Genomic DNA, 14,903 nt, shown 5'->3' with positions numbered 1-14,903 from the left:
AATGATTTACCCGCAGCGTCCTGCACTTTGTCAGTCGCTGGAGTCGCGCTGCAAAGCGGTTTGTCTTGCGGGTAAAGAAGGCAAAGCGGTAAAGATCCGGCCGGGCCGGCAGAAGGATTCAGGCGCGCCAACGCCAACGGGCGTGTGCCTTGATGACTTGATCCAGAAGTTTGCTGACGATCAACACGGGGAAGGTCTCATTTATACGTCTTGGCACAGTAACTTAGCTGGGCAGAGCGTGCAATATGGGGCGATCGAAGCGCGTGAAACAATCGACGGGTTCGCGCCGAACGGCAACAGGCCCTATAGTTTTTGGCACTATCGTTTCGCTCACTACAACAATAACAAACGGACTTGCTCATGATCAGACAGACGTTGGCTGTACCGCTTGCCGGCTGCTTGCTCGCTATGGCCTGCACCCAGGCGATCGCGGCGCCCAACCCTTATTCGAATTTCATCGTCTTCGGCGATAGCCTCAACGATGCCGGGCAGTTTACCGACACGGGCGGCCCTCCCGGTTCGACCCTGCGCTTCACCAACCGGACCGGACCGGTTTACCAGAACGGCAGCGGCGAAGTCTATTCCGCCAACTCGACCCAACTGCTGGGTGAAAGGCTCGGGTTTTCACCGGACCAGACGGCCGCTTCAACTTCAGCGGCGCGTGCCGCCCAGGGCCTGCCGGATGGCAATAACTGGGCCGTTGGAGGTTACCGTACCGACCAGATCCTCACCTCGATCACCAGTGTATCCGCTACGGGTGAACGCACGCGTTCGGGCTATCTGCCGACAAACAACTTCAGCGCCGATCCGAATGCGCTGTATTACATTTCCGGGGGTGGTAACGATTTTCTTCAGGGACTTGTACAAAGTGGCGCTCAGGCGAATGCCGCTGCGGATCGACTGGCAAACAGCGTCCAGGTTTTGCAGGCCGCCGGCGCCCGGTACATCGTGGTATGGCTGCTGCCCGACCTGGGTTTGACGCCCGCCATCAATGGCACGCCCCAACAGACACCCACCTCACTACTGAGCTCTGCCTTCAACCGGCAACTGGTCACCCGTCTCGCGGGGATCGATGCCGAAATCATCCCGCTGAACATTCCGTTGCTGCTGCAGGAAACCTTCGCCGACCCGGCGCGATTCGGTTTTGCTACAGGCCAGAACCTGACGGCGACCTGTTTCAGTGGCAACAGCTGCACCGAAAACCCTACGTATGGCATCAACAGTGCCACGCCGGATCCCAGCAAGCTGATTTACAACGATGGGGTCCATCCGACTGAAGCCGGGCAAAAACTGATTTCCGACTACGCATACTCCCTACTGGCTGCGCCGTGGGAGCTGACATTACTGCCGGAAATGGCCCACGCCACCTTACGTGCGCACCAGGACGAACTGCGTAGCCAGTGGCAATCCGACTGGGAGAACTGGCAGGCTGTCGGCCAATGGCGCGCGATTGTCGCCGGCGGTGGTCAGCATCTGGATGTCGATAGCCAAAACAGCGGCGCCAGCGCCGACGGCAGCGGCTACAACCTGAATATCGGCGGCAGCTATCGCCTTAATGAAGCTTGGCGCGTCGGTGTGGCAGCAGGCTTCTATCGTCAGGACCTGGAAGCAGGTAGTAACGATTCGGACTACAAACTCAATAGCTATCTGGCGACCGCTTTCGCCCAGTTCCAGCAGAATCGCTGGTGGGCCGATGCCGCGTTGACCGGTGGCAAGCTGGATTACGACAATCTCGAACGCAAATTCGACCTGGGTACCAGCGAAGGCGCGGAAAAGGGTGATACCGATGGCTATCTCTGGGCCTTCAGTACTCGCCTTGGCTATGACATTGCCCAACCGGGCAGCGAATGGCACCTGTCACCGTTCATCAGTGCCGATTACGCCAAAGTGGAAGTCGACGGTTACTCGGAAAACAGCAACCGCTCCACGGCGCTGATTTTTGATGATCAGACCCGAGACTCAAAACGCCTGGGTGTCGGCTTGCAGGGCAAATACAACTTCACCCGTCAGACCCAGGTGTTTGGCGAATATGCCCACGAGCGTGAATACGAAGATGACGTTCAGAAAGTAAACATCGCCCTCAACAGCCTGCCGTCCCTCGACTTCAATCTCCAAGGCTACACACCGCAAAGCCATCTCAACCGCTTAAGCCTGGGGGTCAGCCACAAATTGACCGCAGACCTGGCGCTGCGTGGCGGCTATACCTTGCGCAAGGATGATGACTTTACCCAGCAAGGTTTGACCGTTGGGGTTGCGCTGGACTTCTAAATCGTAGGCAATAAAAAACGCGGCCGCCTTACAGGTGCCGCGTTTTTTGAAATGAGCCCGCTCCCACAGGGTTATCGGTGAACTCAGGTGTCCGGGGTTTGTTCGGCCAGGGCCACGGCGCGGAACATGGCGCGGCGCTTGTTCAGGGTTTCTTCCCATTCCAGTGCCGGCACCGAGTCTGCAACGATGCCGCCACCCGCCTGCACGTGCAGTTCGCCGTTCTTGATCACTGCGGTGCGGATCGCAATCGCGGTGTCCATGTTGCCGTTCCAGGCGAAGTAACCGACCGCGCCGCCGTAGACGCCACGCTTGACCGGTTCCAGCTCGTCGATGATTTCCATCGCGCGAATCTTCGGCGCACCAGACAAGGTGCCTGCCGGCAGGATCGCCCGCAGTGCGTCCATCGCCGTCAGCCCGGCCTTCAATTGGCCGGTAACGTTAGACACGATGTGCATCACGTTGGAATAACGCTCGATCACCATCTTCTCGGTGAGTTTCACCGAACCGATCTCCGAAACGCGACCGGTGTCGTTGCGGCCCAGATCGATCAGCATCAAGTGCTCGGCGATTTCCTTGTCGTCTGACAGCAGGTCTTTTTCCAGCGCCAGATCAGCCTCTTCATTGGCGCCCCGTGGACGGGTGCCGGCAATCGGGCGCACGGTGATGAGGTTGTCTTCGACCCGCACCAACACTTCCGGCGAACTGCCGACGACGTGGAAGTCGCCGAAGTTGAAGAAGTACATGTAAGGCGTCGGGTTGAAGCAGCGCAACGCCCGGTACAGGTCGATAGGCGCAGCCTTGAAGTCGATCGACATACGCTGGGACGGCACAACCTGCATGCAGTCACCGGCCAGGATGTATTCCTTGATGGTGTCGACGGCTTTTTCGTAATCGTCCTGGGTGAAGCTCGAACGGAACACCGGATCAGCCGATTGCTGTTTGCTGAAGTCCAGGCCACGGCGCGGGGTGATTGGCTGACGGAGTTGTTCCAGCAGTGTTTGCAGACGCGCCTGACCTTGCTCGAAAGCGTCTTCCTGCGCCGGATCGGCCAGGACGATCGCGTGCATTTTGCCCGCGAGGTTGTCGAACACCACCACTGCATCGGAGACCATCAGCAGAATATCCGGTACACCCAATGGATCCGGGTTCGGGCATTTGCCCAGACGCTTCTCCACATAGCGCACGCAGTCATAACCGAAGTAGCCCACCAGACCACCATTGAAGCGCGGCAGACCGGCGATGGTCGGCACGTTGTAGCGCGCCTTGAAGGTTTCGACGAAGGCCAGCGGGTCTTCAACGTCGTGGCTTTCGATCTCGACGCCGTCGTGGGTCACGCTGACGTGATGATCGTGAACCCGCAGCACGGTGCGGCACGGCAGGCCGATGATTGAATAACGGCCCCATTTTTCGCCGCCCTGCACCGACTCCAGCAGGTAGGAGTTCGGCTCGTCGGCCAGTTTCAGGTAGATCGACAGCGGCGTGTCGAAGTCGGCCAGGGTTTCGCAGGCAAGCGGGATGCGGTTGTAGCCGGCAGCGGCCAAACGCAGGAATTCTTCGCGGATCATGAGGTGCCTCGTGGCTTGAGGGTCTAACGGTCAGGTGTGCAAACGCGCCGGTACGCCGGCCAGGAACAAGTCAGGCGCGCCAACGCCAGCGGGCCAGGGCCTTGATGACTTTCATCCAGAGTTTGCGAGTGACCACCACGATGGCGTTTCCAGGAGGGGATTGAACAGCGTCGGGCAACGTTATCTCAGCGGCCGGATCCAGGCAACCGGGAATTAGTTTGCGCAGATCATCAATCACCAGCGCCGGCAATTCTTCGGCAATCGGCCGACCATGGTTATAGCCGTAACTGAGGGCCACGCATTTGACCCCCGCCGCTTTCGCCGCCAGCACATCACTGCGCGAGTCGCCAACGAACAACGATTGCGACGCCGGAATGTTGGCCATTTTCATCACGAAAAACAGCGCAGCCGGGTCAGGTTTCTTATTCGGCAGGGTGTCGCCACCGATGATCCATTTGAAGTAACGGCCGATCTTCATCTGATCCAGCAGCGGCGCGACAAAGCGCTCCGGCTTGTTGGTGATCAGCGCCATTTCGATGCCTTGTTTACTCAGCCACTTGAGGGTGTCACGCACGCCGGGGTAAACCACCGTCAAATCGTGACCGTCCTCATAAAAGCCGTTGAACAATTCCAGGGCATGCTCGGCCTCGACCTCATCGACGCCCTCGGCGTCGATGTGATTAGCCAAGGCCCGGCGCACCAGCATGTGCACGCCGTTGCCAACCCACTCCCGTACCGGTTCGATACCGGCAGGTTGACGCCCGAGTTTGAGCAGCATGTTATCCACAGCCGCCGCGAGATCAGGGACCGAATCGACCAGCGTGCCATCCAGATCGAACATCACCAGCCGCGGCAAACGCCCGGGGAACAGCTGCTCAAAACCACTCATGGACGAGCCAGCGCCAGTTCGGAGCGCATTTTTTCAATCACTTCCTGGTAGTTCGGCGCATTGAAGATTGCCGAGCCGGCCACGAAGGTGTCGGCGCCAGCAGCAGCGATTTCGCGAATATTGTTCACGTTCACCCCACCGTCGATTTCCAGACGAATGTCACGACCGGAGGCATCGATCAGCGCCCGCGCTTCACGCAACTTGTCGAGAGTGCCGGGAATGAACTTCTGCCCGCCGAAACCCGGGTTGACGCTCATCAGGAGGACCATGTCGACCTTGTCCATCACGTACTTGAGCACGTCCAGCGGGGTCGCCGGGTTGAACACCAGGCCTGCCTTGCAGCCGCCTTCGCGGATCAATTGCAGGGAACGGTCGACGTGCTGCGTGGCTTCCGGGTGGAAGGTAATGTAGGTCGCACCGGCTTCGATGAAGTCACCGACGATGCGGTCCACCGGGCTGACCATCAGGTGCGCGTCGATCGGCGCGGTCACGCCGTACTTGCGCAGCGCGGCGCAGACCATCGGGCCGATGGTCAGGTTGGGCACGTAGTGGTTGTCCATGACATCGAAGTGCACGAAGTCGGCGCCGGCGGCCAGGACGTTGTCCACTTCCTCGCCCAGGCGGGCGAAGTCGGCGGAGAGAATCGACGGAGCAATGACGAAGGGCTGCATGACGCACCTTTTTTGAGCAGAATCACGATGGCGCGCATTGTATACCTCATGCTTTGACGCGCGCACCGTGCTGCGATGATTGGGTACTAATAGGCCGCTCGGTAGATCTTCTCGATATCGACAGCACTCAACTTGCGCGGATTGTTGCGCATCAGGCGCTCGATGCCGGCGGCTTCCTCGGCCATGGCCGGGATCGCGTCCTCGGGCACCCCGAAACTGCGCAGGCCCAACGGGATTTCCACCGCGGCGCACAGCTCGGTCATCGCCTCTACGGCTTTGTCCGCCGCTTCGTTGGCGCTCAGCTGAGCGGTCTTCACCCCCATGGCCTCGGCAATATCCTGCATACGCTCCACGCAAGCCATCTTGTTCCAGGTCATGACATACGGCAGCAACAAGGCATTGCTGACGCCATGGGCAATGTTGAAACGCCCACCCAGCGGATACGCCAACGCATGCACCGCGCCGACCCCGGCATTGCCGAACGCCATGCCGGCCATCAGGCTGGCGGTGGCCATGTCTTCCCGGGCTTGCAGATGGGATGGATTGGCGTAGGCCTTGGGCAGCGCCTTGGTAATCAGCTTGATCGCGCCAATGGCCAGGGCATCGGTGATTGGCGAGGCATTAAGCGACAGGTAGGACTCGATGGCATGCACCAGCGCATCGACGCCACTGGCAGCGGTGACACTGCGCGGGCAGGTCAGGGTCATTTGCGGGCTGACCAGCGCCACGTCCGGCAACAGGTAATCGCTGACAATGCCTTTCTTCAGCTGCGCGACCTTGTCGGAGAGGATGGCCACGTTGGTCACTTCCGAACCGGTGCCAGCAGTGGTCGGGATGGCAATCAGCGGCGGGCCTTTGCGCGGTACCTGATCGACACCGAACAAATCCTCCAGCGCGCCGTGGTAACCGGCATAGGCTGCAACACTCTTGGCGATGTCGATGGCACTGCCGCCACCGAGGCCGATCAGTCCGTCATGCCCGCCTTCACGGTAAACCCGCATGCAATCTTCGACGATGGCGATTTCCGGGTCCGGCAACACCCGGTCAAAGATCTCGTAACTGCGCTCGCCCAGCTGCGCCAGCGCCAGCTCTACCGTGCCGGACTTGACCAGAGCGGCGTCGGTAACGATCAGCGGGTTGTCGACATCCAGGCGTGTGAGTTCAGCCGCCAGTTGCTCGATGGCACCTGCGCCGGTGATCAGTTTGTGAGCGATTTTGAAAGAGGAAAGACTCATGTGCGCAGCCTCTTATAGATAGGGGAGCTGGGCACAATAGTAGCTGGGGATTGGGGTTTGTCTGCTATTCAGATTGTGAATCACCGCAGATTCCGAAATTACCTTAAATCCCTGTGAGAGCGGGCTTGCCCGCGATGACGATGTATCAGTCAACATGAATGCTGAATGTAATGACGCCATCGCGGGCAAGCCCGCTCCCACATTTTTACCGTCTGTGGCTTCAGACCTGCGCGGTACGCAGTTTTTCGCTGCGCCCGCGCAGCCATTCCAGCGTCAGCAACAGGATCACCGAGAACGCAATCAACAGCGTCGCGGCAGCGGCGATCGTCGGGCTGAGGTTTTCGCGGATGCCGCTGAACATCTGCCGAGGCAAGGTCGCTTGCTCAGGACCGGCGAGGAACAGCGTCACCACCACTTCATCGAATGAAGTGGCGAAGGCAAACAGCGCACCAGAAATCACGCCCGGCGCAATCAACGGCAATGTCACCCGACGAAACGCGGTCAGCGGCGAAGCCCCCAGGCTTGCAGCGGCCCGCACCAGATTCTGGTTAAACCCCTGCAAGGTCGCCGACACTGTGATGATCACAAACGGCACACCCAATACGGCGTGCACGACGATCAGCGAGATGTAGCTGTTGCCAAATCCCAGCGGGGCAAAGGTCAGGTAACTGGCCACACCAATGATCACTACCGGCACCACCATCGGCGAAATCACCAGCGCCATCACCAGCGGTTTGCCCGGGAAATCACCCCGGGTCAGGCCGATCGCCGCCAGCGTGCCGAAGATCATCGCCAGTACCGTCGCGGCCGGGGCCACGATCATGCTGTTCTTCAACGAACGCATCCATTCCGCAGAGGCAAAGAAGTCCTGGTACCAGTGCAGCGAGAAGCCTTGCAGCGGATAGACCAGAAAACTCCCCGAGTTGAACGACAGCGGAATGATCACCAGCACCGGCAGGATCAGGAACAACAAAATCAAGCCGCAGAGAATCCGCAAACCGTAGAACCACACCCGTTCGATGGGCGACATATAAGGACTCAGCATTTCATTCTCCCCTTAGCTCAGGCGCAGGCGACTGGCGCCCACCAGCCAGCTGTAAATCAGATAAAGCACCACGGTCGCCAGCAGCAACAGCCCACCGAGTGCGGTCGCCATGCCCCAGTTGATGCTGGTGTTGGTGTAGAAGGCGACGAAATAACTGACCATCTGATCGTTCGGGCTGCCCAGCAACGCCGGGGTGATGTAGTAGCCGATGGCGAGGATGAACACCAACAGGCAACCGGCGCCGACACCGGCATAGGTCTGCGGGAAGTACACCCGCCAGAAACTGGCGAACGGGTGGCAGCCGAGGGAAATCGCGGCGCGCATGTACGTCGGCGAGATGCCTTTCATCACGCTGTAAATCGGCAGAATCATGAACGGCAGCAGAATGTGCACCATCGAGATGTAGACCCCGGTGCGGTTGAACACCAGCTCCAGCGGCTTATCGATAATGCCCATGGCCATCAGACCGCTGTTGATGAGGCCGCCTGATTGCAGCAACACGATCCACGCGGCGACCCGCACCAGAATCGAGGTCCAGAACGGCAACAGCACCAGAATCATCAACAGGTTGCTTTGCCGCGATGGCAGGTTCGCCAGCAGGTAAGCCAACGGATAGGCCAGCACCAGGCAAATCACGGTGATGATCAGGCCCATCCAGAAGGTCCGGGCAAAGATATCGAGGTAGATCGCCTGATCGGGGGTGGCCGGGGCCACTTCGCCGAGGTCGTCGATACGGTGGTCGACGGCGGCCAGCAGGTAATAAGGCGTGATGTTACTGGTGTTGCGACGCACGACCTGCCAATAGGCCGGGTCGCCCCAACGCTCGTCCAGCGCTTCCAGCGCTTCTTTATAAGAAGCCGGCTCCGTGGCGAATGGCAAGGCGCGTGCGGTTTTGGTCAACAGGCTGCGGTAGCCGGCCAACTCCATGTTCAAGCGCTTGGACAAGTCGCCCAAGGTTTGATTCTTGCGGGCTTCGGCGAGGTCATCGCTGGCAGCCTTGTACACAGGCTCTGCCGGCAGGCCTCGGCCATCCCAACTGGCGATGGCAGCCACGGTGCGCGGCATGGCGCCGACCACTTCCGGGTTACCGACGCTTTTGTAGAGCAGCGCCACGATCGGCACCAGGAACACCAGCAACAGAAACAGCACCAACGGCGCGATCAAGGCTTGTGCTTTCCAGCGGTTGATCCGCTCGGCGTGCTTGAGCCGCTGCTTCAAGGTGGGGTCAGTGCCCGCGTTCACGGGAACGGCGATAGCCATGGCGTACTCCGGAAATCTTTGGTCATTGCAAAGGTGGCAAACGCCGCCTCGAACTTTTGGTGCTGATCGTTCCCACGCTCTGCGTGGAAACGCATCCAGTGACGCTCTGCGTCACAGGGACGCGGAGCGTCCCGGGCGGCATTCCCACGCAGAGCGTGGGAACGATCATCCGGTGAACCGTCGTCCCGTGTAGCGTGGTTACTTGGCAGCCCAGGAATTGAAGCGCTGTTCCAGTTGCTCGCCGTTGTCAGCCCAGAAGCTGACGTCGATCTGCACCTGGTTGGCGATGTTTTCCGGGGTGGTCGGCATATCCTTCAGAACATCCTTGGCCAGCAATGGCACGGCTTGGGTGTTGGCCGGGCCGTAAGCGATGTTTTCCGAATAAGTCTTCTGTTGCTGCGGTTGCACCGAGAACGCGATGAATTTCTTCGCCGCTTCAGCACGGGTTTTATCCAGGCCTTTTGGAATCGCCCATGCGTCGAAGTCGTAGATACCGCCGTTCCACACCACTTTCAGGTTGCTTTCTTTCTGTACCGCCGCGATCCGGCCGTTGTAGGCCGAGCTCATGACCACGTCACCGGAGGCGAGGTATTGCGGCGGTTGCGCGCCGGCTTCCCACCACTGAATGCTTGGCTTGAGCTCATCAAGTTTCTTGAACGCGCGATCCTGACCGTCTTTGCCGGCCAGCACTTTGTAGACGTCTTTCGGTGCAACACCATCGGCCATCAAGGCGAATTCCAGGGTGTACTTGGCGCCTTTACGCAGGCCGCGTTTGCCCGGGAATTTCTTGGTGTCCCAGAAATCCACCCAGCTGGTCGGAGCGGTTTTCAGTTTGTCGGCGTTGTAGGCCAGCACGGTCGACCACACGAAGAAACCCACGCCGCACGGCTGGATAGCGCCTTTGACGTAGTCTTCGGTCTTGCCGAACAGCGCAGGATCGAGTTGCTCGAACATGTCTTCGTCGCAACCACGGGACAGTTCTGGCGATTCAACCTCCACCAGGTCCCAAGACACGCTCTTGGTGTCGACCATGGCTTTGACCTTGGCCATCTCACCGTTGTATTCGCCCGCAACGATCTTGCCGTTGCCCGCCGCTTCCCACGGTGCGTAAAAGGCTTTGGCCTGCGCCGCCTTGTTCGCCCCGCCAAAGGACACCACAGTCAGGTCCGGGCCCGCCGCCATCGCGTGCGCCGCACCCATCATCCCTATTGCCAAAGCGATAGCGTTAAATGAGCCGGTGCATTTCAGGGATTTCAACATTTATTGTTCTCCACGTGCAGGGTTGGTGTTGGTGAAGCAGGGGGGGCGATCAATGCGCCTCTAAAAGTGGGTCGAGCGCGCGAACGTGTTCGACCTGCCAGCCAAGCGGTACCACATCGCCGACGGCGAGCGCGGGATCGAGCTCGGCAATCGGTTGTTTCACAAAGAAGTCGGTCTTGCCGCAGACTTCCAGGCGAACCCGGACGTGGTCGCCCAGATAGATGAATTCCGCCACCCTCCCTGAGAAGCGGTTGACGCAGGACTCGCTCGAACCATTGAGGCTCACGCGCTCCGGGCGAATCGACAGCGTGACGGGTTCGCCGGTCTTGCCGACATTGACCGCCAGGGCTTCAACCTTTTCACCGCGGCCGAGCTCAACCACGCAGCGGTCGCCGGTGTGGCTGTGCAAGCGGCCATTGAGACGGTTGTTCTCGCCGATGAAGTTGGCGACGAAGGTGTTTTTCGGCTCTTCATAGAGGGAGCGCGGTGGTGCGATCTGCTGGATTTCACCTTGATGGAAAACCGCCACACGGTCGGACATGGTCAGGGCTTCGCCCTGGTCGTGGGTCACGTAGACCACGGTCACACCGAGGCGCTGGTGCAGGTGTTTGATTTCCATCTGCATGTGTTCACGCAGTTGTTTGTCCAGCGCGCCGAGAGGTTCGTCCATCAGCACCAGTTGCGGTTCGAACACCAACGCACGGGCCAGGGCCACACGCTGCTGCTGACCGCCGGACAGTTGTGCCGGATAGCGCTGGGCGAAGGTGTCGAGCTGAACCATGCTCAGCACACGTTTGACCCGGTCACTGACGTCGCTTTTGTTCAAGCCGCGCACAGTCAGCGGAAACGCCAGGTTCTCGGCGACCGTCATGTGCGGAAACAATGCATAGTTCTGGAACACCATACCGATGTCGCGCTTATGCGGCGGCACGTTGTTGATGGAACGCCCGGCCAGTTGGATTTCGCCGGCGGTCGGCGTTTCGAAACCGGCGAGCATCATCAGACTGGTGGTCTTGCCGGAGCCGGACGGCCCGAGCAAGGTGAGGAATTCGCCTTTGCGAATATCCAGGTTGAGGTCTTTGACGATCAGGTTCTCGCCGTCGTAGCTCTTTTGCACTCCACGAAAGCTGACCAGAATATCGCTGGCCCCTGCGCTTGAATCAACCTGGCTCATACCCACACCTTTGTTATTGATGACTGCTGTGGACTAAGCCTAGTGGACGCTGGGAGCGGCGCAAATCGGGGCGCAGGAGAGAATCGCCTCAGCCGGATGGAAGATTGGGGGTAGGGATTGCCCTACAAGGATGGCGGGGATGGATATGTCGATTCGGGATCGCGACAGGCGGTGAGCTGTAAGCCACAAAAACAGGCAAAAGCGGCTTTGTGTGCATGTCGCAAATGGACATGCCACCGCGGTCCTGTGGGAGCGGGCTTGCCCGCGATGACGGTGGAACATTCAAAATCCTATCGACTGACAAACCGCAATCGCGGGCAAGCCCGCTCCCACAGGGATTTGCAGTGAACCCGTGGATGGGGTGTATCAGAGGAGTTTGTGTTCCATCGCGTACTTCACCAGTTCGGCCAGGGAGGTGATGTTGAGTTTCTGCATCAGCCGCGCCTTGTGGGTGCTGATGGTTTTGCTGCTCAGGGCCAGCTGCTGGGCGATGTCGTTGACGTTGGCGCCTTGGGCCAGGCGTTCGAATACCGAGAACTCACGCTCCGACAGCAACGAGTGCAACGGCCGTGAATCAGTCAGGCCGACTTCGAAGACCATCCGGTCGGCCAGGTCCGGGTCGATGTATCGCCCGCCCGCCGCGACTTTGCGGATTGCCGTCAGCAGCAATGCCGGATCGCTGTCCTTGGTCGCATAGCCTGCGGCGCCAACCTTTAACGCTCGTGCGGCCATTTGCGCTTCGTCGTGCATCGACAACACCAGAATCGCCGGGGGATTGTTCAGCGCGCGAATCCGCGGGATCGCTTCCAGGCCATTGACCCCGGGCATGGAGATATCCAGCAACACCACTTCGCAGGGAACATGGCGCAAGGTCTCGAGTAACTGCTCGCCATTACTCGCCTCCCCTACCACCAGCAAATCCTTGGCCAGGCCGATCAATTGCTTGATGCCTTCGCGAACGATGGTGTGGTCTTCGGCTACCAGTACTCGGATCACTTGCCTCTCCTCAATAATTGCCTTGTCGCCGAAAAGATCGCAGCCTTCGGCAGCGCCTACAGGGATACGCGTTCGGCGTAGGAGCTGCCGAAGGCTGCGATCTTTTTAGCGGTCCAGTGGCACTCGCACACTCAGGGTCGTGCCCTCCCCCGGCTCACTCTCAAGCGATAACTGCCCGCCCATGATCAACACCCGCTCACGCATGCCGACCACACCAAAGGATGTCGGCCTGCCAGTGGCGGCGACAAATCCTACGCCATCATCGCTGACCGTCAGACAGAGTTCATCGCCCTCAAGGGTCAGCGTCAGTTCAACAGTATGCGCCTGGGCGTGGCGCATGACATTGGTCAGCGCTTCCTGAAGGATCCGGAACAGCCCGATGGCCTTGGCATCACTGAGCACCGGCAAGTTATCCGGCACTTGTACCAGGCATGGGATCTGCGTGCGCGCCTCGAACCGTCGCGCCTGCCACTCAATGGCCGAGGCGATCCCCGCATCGAGAATCGGTGGCCGTAACGCCGTGGCCACATCACGCACCAGTTGAAACAGCTGAGCGATCAAGCGCTTCATACTGTTCAAGCGCTCGTGCAGGCCCGGGTCGAGCTGGGCATAGGCCAGCTCGCACATGGACGTTTCCAGCTTCAGCACGGTTAACATCTGACCCAACTCGTCGTGAACTTCCCGGGCGATACGGGCCTTTTCCTCTTCCCGGACGCTCTCCAGGTGTGCGGACAATTCGCGCAATTGCTCGCGGGAGCTGGCCAGCTCCAGCTCGATGCGCTTGCTCTCGGTGATGTCCCAGACGATCCCGTCCCAGACATAGGCGCCGTCTTCAAGCCGGCGGGTAATAGCCTTGATCTCGGCCCAGCGCTGTTCGCCCTGACGGGTCAGAATCCGACCCTGCCACGACCAGTCACTGTCGGTGTCCAGTGCATGGTCTTGAGTCTGGTGATAACTGGCCTTGTCATCCGGATGCACCAGGCTGCGCAGGCCTTTGTCCCGATGGGCCAAAGTAGCCGGCGAGTACCCCACCAGGCTCTCGCTGCCTTCACTGATGTAGGCAAAGTCGATCTGCCCCGTCACTGGCGCGCGCTCCAGACGAAAGACCAGGCCGGGGACGTTGGCGGCGATCCCTTGCAGCCGCGCCTCGCTTTCCTGCAATGCGGCCAGGGCGCGACGGCGCTCAGTGACGTCATTGAGGTAAACCACCAGGTACTCGCCATCGCGAAAACGCAAGAAGCTCAACGAAACATCCGCCGGCAGAATACTGCCGTCCGCTCGCACGCAATTGGTTTCGAAACTTTGCGGCCCTTCTTCACTGGCCCGAGCGCGTTTCCACAGGCTCAGCCAGCGGTCCATGTGCAAACCGGGCTCGAAGTCGATCAATGGCCGATCAATGATCCCGCCCGCCGGGTAGCCGAGCATGGTTTCGGCCGCTCGGTTGGCGTAGCGCACATGGCTGTCCCAGTTGACCCAGAGGATGCCGACAGTGCTCTGATCGATGGAAAACTGTGTGAGGCGCAAGGCTTCTTCGCTGGCCTCGCGCAGGGCAATGTCTTCGCGCGCCGCCAGCAATCGCTGCTCCAGACTGTGTTGTTGGCGACGCTGCCAAAACACAATGGCCATGCAGCTCAGCAGCAACACCACCAAGAGCAGGCTGAGGTTTTGCCAAAAACCCGGCGACTCGGACAGCCGCGGATACTTGGGTTGCAGCCATTGATTGTGCAGTTGTTCAAGGTCCTTGGCCGGGATCGCCCGTAGCGCGCTTTCGACGATGCCGGCCAACTCCGGCCAGTCCCGGCGCGTGGCCACTCGCAGCAGTTGCGGGAAACCGATATCGCCCACCACGACCAGCCCGGAGAACTCAGGCTCGGCAGACAGACGCCCGAACTGCGCTTCATCGACCACGGCGTAACCGGCCTGCTGACTCAACAACAGTTGCAGCGCCTGACGCTCCAGAGGCACGCCTTGCAGGTTCAGATGGGGATAATTGCTGCGCAGATAATCGGCGGTGACGCTGGGCATGCGCACGGCGACGCGGGTCTGGCTGTCGAGCTTTTCCAGCTCTACTGCACCGGTGCTCTTCTGGTCGCTGACCACCAGTTGCGGCACCCGCATGTAAGGGTCGGAAAATTGCCAGAACCGCAAACCTGCGGGGGTTTGCGTCAGCCCCGGTGCAATATCGATGTCACCTTCACGCGCCGCGGCTTCCAGTTGTGCAAGATCAGGATAATTGCGCCAGCTCAATTCAATCTTGAGCGCTTTGGCCAGCCACTTCATCAGCTCGACGTTAACCCCGGACAGGCGCTGCAAGCGGCGATCGTATTGGGCATAGGGCGTTTGCAACACCACCCCGACTCGCAACTCGCCATGCTGCGCCAGCCATTGCTGTTGCGCTGGCGACAGGTGCACGACGTGCGCCGGTGGCGCGGGCGCCGCCCAGCCCATCAAGGGAAACCATAAACAGCCGATAACCCACAGGCAGCGAAAATGCATCATCGAAGTCTCACACACTGACAAATACTGACCAACCCATTAGG

Annotated in this window: 12 protein-coding genes; 2 read left to right on the top strand and 10 right to left on the bottom strand. The window is 59.8% G+C overall.

Annotated elements, in window-relative coordinates; translation table 11 throughout:
• Position 1: 1 nt before the first annotated feature.
• Both KGB18_RS27815 and estP read left to right on the top strand, forming a co-directional pair.
• Positions 2-364, top strand: coding sequence for a hypothetical protein (locus tag KGB18_RS27815; protein WP_187326385.1), 363 nt, complete (start codon positions 2-4; stop codon positions 362-364).
• A complete protein-coding gene (estP, locus tag KGB18_RS27810) occupies positions 361-2,268 on the top strand; it encodes an esterase EstP (protein WP_123719560.1) in 1,908 nt (635 codons plus the stop codon). The genes KGB18_RS27815 and estP overlap by 4 nt, the downstream gene beginning before the upstream one ends.
• 83 nt (positions 2,269-2,351) lie before the next feature.
• Here estP and trpE read toward each other — a convergent pair whose 3' ends face one another.
• The 10 genes from trpE to KGB18_RS27760 form a co-directional block, all read right to left on the bottom strand.
• Complete coding sequence (gene trpE, locus KGB18_RS27805) at positions 2,352-3,833, bottom strand: anthranilate synthase component I (RefSeq protein ID WP_123719561.1); 1,482 nt, start codon at positions 3,831-3,833, stop codon at positions 2,352-2,354.
• A 70-nt stretch (positions 3,834-3,903) separates the two neighbouring features.
• On the bottom strand, positions 3,904-4,722 hold the full coding sequence (locus KGB18_RS27800) for a phosphoglycolate phosphatase (protein ID WP_123719562.1): 819 nt from the start codon (positions 4,720-4,722) through the stop codon (positions 3,904-3,906).
• Positions 4,719-5,393 (bottom strand): ribulose-phosphate 3-epimerase, encoded by a 675-nt coding sequence (gene rpe / locus KGB18_RS27795; protein WP_052967174.1) that lies wholly within the window; start codon positions 5,391-5,393, stop codon positions 4,719-4,721. Before rpe ends, KGB18_RS27800 begins: the two co-directional genes overlap by 4 nt.
• An 86-nt stretch (positions 5,394-5,479) precedes the next feature.
• A complete protein-coding gene (locus KGB18_RS27790; protein WP_123719563.1) occupies positions 5,480-6,628 on the bottom strand; it encodes an iron-containing alcohol dehydrogenase in 1,149 nt (382 codons plus the stop codon).
• Between the two features lie 220 nt (positions 6,629-6,848).
• Positions 6,849-7,673 (bottom strand): ABC transporter permease, encoded by an 825-nt coding sequence (locus KGB18_RS27785; protein ID WP_008147216.1) that lies wholly within the window; start codon positions 7,671-7,673, stop codon positions 6,849-6,851.
• A 12-nt stretch (positions 7,674-7,685) separates the two neighbouring features.
• Complete coding sequence (locus tag KGB18_RS27780) at positions 7,686-8,933, bottom strand: ABC transporter permease (protein ID WP_123719564.1); 1,248 nt, start codon at positions 8,931-8,933, stop codon at positions 7,686-7,688.
• A 198-nt stretch (positions 8,934-9,131) separates the two neighbouring features.
• The gene (locus KGB18_RS27775; protein ID WP_123719565.1) at positions 9,132-10,193 is read right to left on the bottom strand and encodes an ABC transporter substrate-binding protein; all 1,062 of its coding nucleotides are present in this window, start codon (positions 10,191-10,193) and stop codon (positions 9,132-9,134) included.
• A gap of 49 nt (positions 10,194-10,242) precedes the next feature.
• On the bottom strand, positions 10,243-11,367 hold the full coding sequence (locus KGB18_RS27770; protein WP_030130015.1) for an ABC transporter ATP-binding protein: 1,125 nt from the start codon (positions 11,365-11,367) through the stop codon (positions 10,243-10,245).
• A gap of 366 nt (positions 11,368-11,733) precedes the next feature.
• Positions 11,734-12,363: a response regulator transcription factor gene (locus KGB18_RS27765; protein WP_003210977.1), complete on the bottom strand. Its 630-nt coding sequence runs from the start codon at positions 12,361-12,363 to the stop codon at positions 11,734-11,736.
• A gap of 105 nt (positions 12,364-12,468) precedes the next feature.
• A complete protein-coding gene (locus KGB18_RS27760) occupies positions 12,469-14,862 on the bottom strand; it encodes a PAS domain S-box protein (RefSeq protein ID WP_123719566.1) in 2,394 nt (797 codons plus the stop codon).
• Positions 14,863-14,903 lie beyond the last annotated feature (41 nt).

Source organism: Pseudomonas sp. BF-R-26 (assembly GCF_019947395.1).
GTDB classification, from domain to species: Bacteria; Pseudomonadota; Gammaproteobacteria; order Pseudomonadales; family Pseudomonadaceae; genus Aquipseudomonas; species Aquipseudomonas farris.
This window is presented reverse-complemented; position numbering and strand designations above follow the sequence as displayed.

Coding starts and splice junctions, on each gene's coding strand:
- KGB18_RS27775 (WP_123719565.1), bottom strand. CDS start 10,193: ATGTTGAAATCCCTGAAATGCACCGGCTCATTTAACGCTATCGCTTTG.
- trpE (WP_123719561.1), bottom strand. CDS start 3,833: ATGATCCGCGAAGAATTCCTGCGTTTGGCCGCTGCCGGCTACAACCGC.
- KGB18_RS27770 (WP_030130015.1), bottom strand. CDS start 11,367: ATGAGCCAGGTTGATTCAAGCGCAGGGGCCAGCGATATTCTGGTCAGC.
- KGB18_RS27800 (WP_123719562.1), bottom strand. CDS start 4,722: ATGAGTGGTTTTGAGCAGCTGTTCCCCGGGCGTTTGCCGCGGCTGGTG.
- estP (WP_123719560.1), top strand. CDS start 361: ATGATCAGACAGACGTTGGCTGTACCGCTTGCCGGCTGCTTGCTCGCT.
- KGB18_RS27815 (WP_187326385.1), top strand. CDS start 2: ATGATTTACCCGCAGCGTCCTGCACTTTGTCAGTCGCTGGAGTCGCGC.
- KGB18_RS27790 (WP_123719563.1), bottom strand. CDS start 6,628: ATGAGTCTTTCCTCTTTCAAAATCGCTCACAAACTGATCACCGGCGCA.
- KGB18_RS27780 (WP_123719564.1), bottom strand. CDS start 8,933: ATGGCTATCGCCGTTCCCGTGAACGCGGGCACTGACCCCACCTTGAAG.
- KGB18_RS27760 (WP_123719566.1), bottom strand. CDS start 14,862: ATGATGCATTTTCGCTGCCTGTGGGTTATCGGCTGTTTATGGTTTCCC.
- KGB18_RS27785 (WP_008147216.1), bottom strand. CDS start 7,673: ATGCTGAGTCCTTATATGTCGCCCATCGAACGGGTGTGGTTCTACGGT.
- rpe (WP_052967174.1), bottom strand. CDS start 5,393: ATGCAGCCCTTCGTCATTGCTCCGTCGATTCTCTCCGCCGACTTCGCC.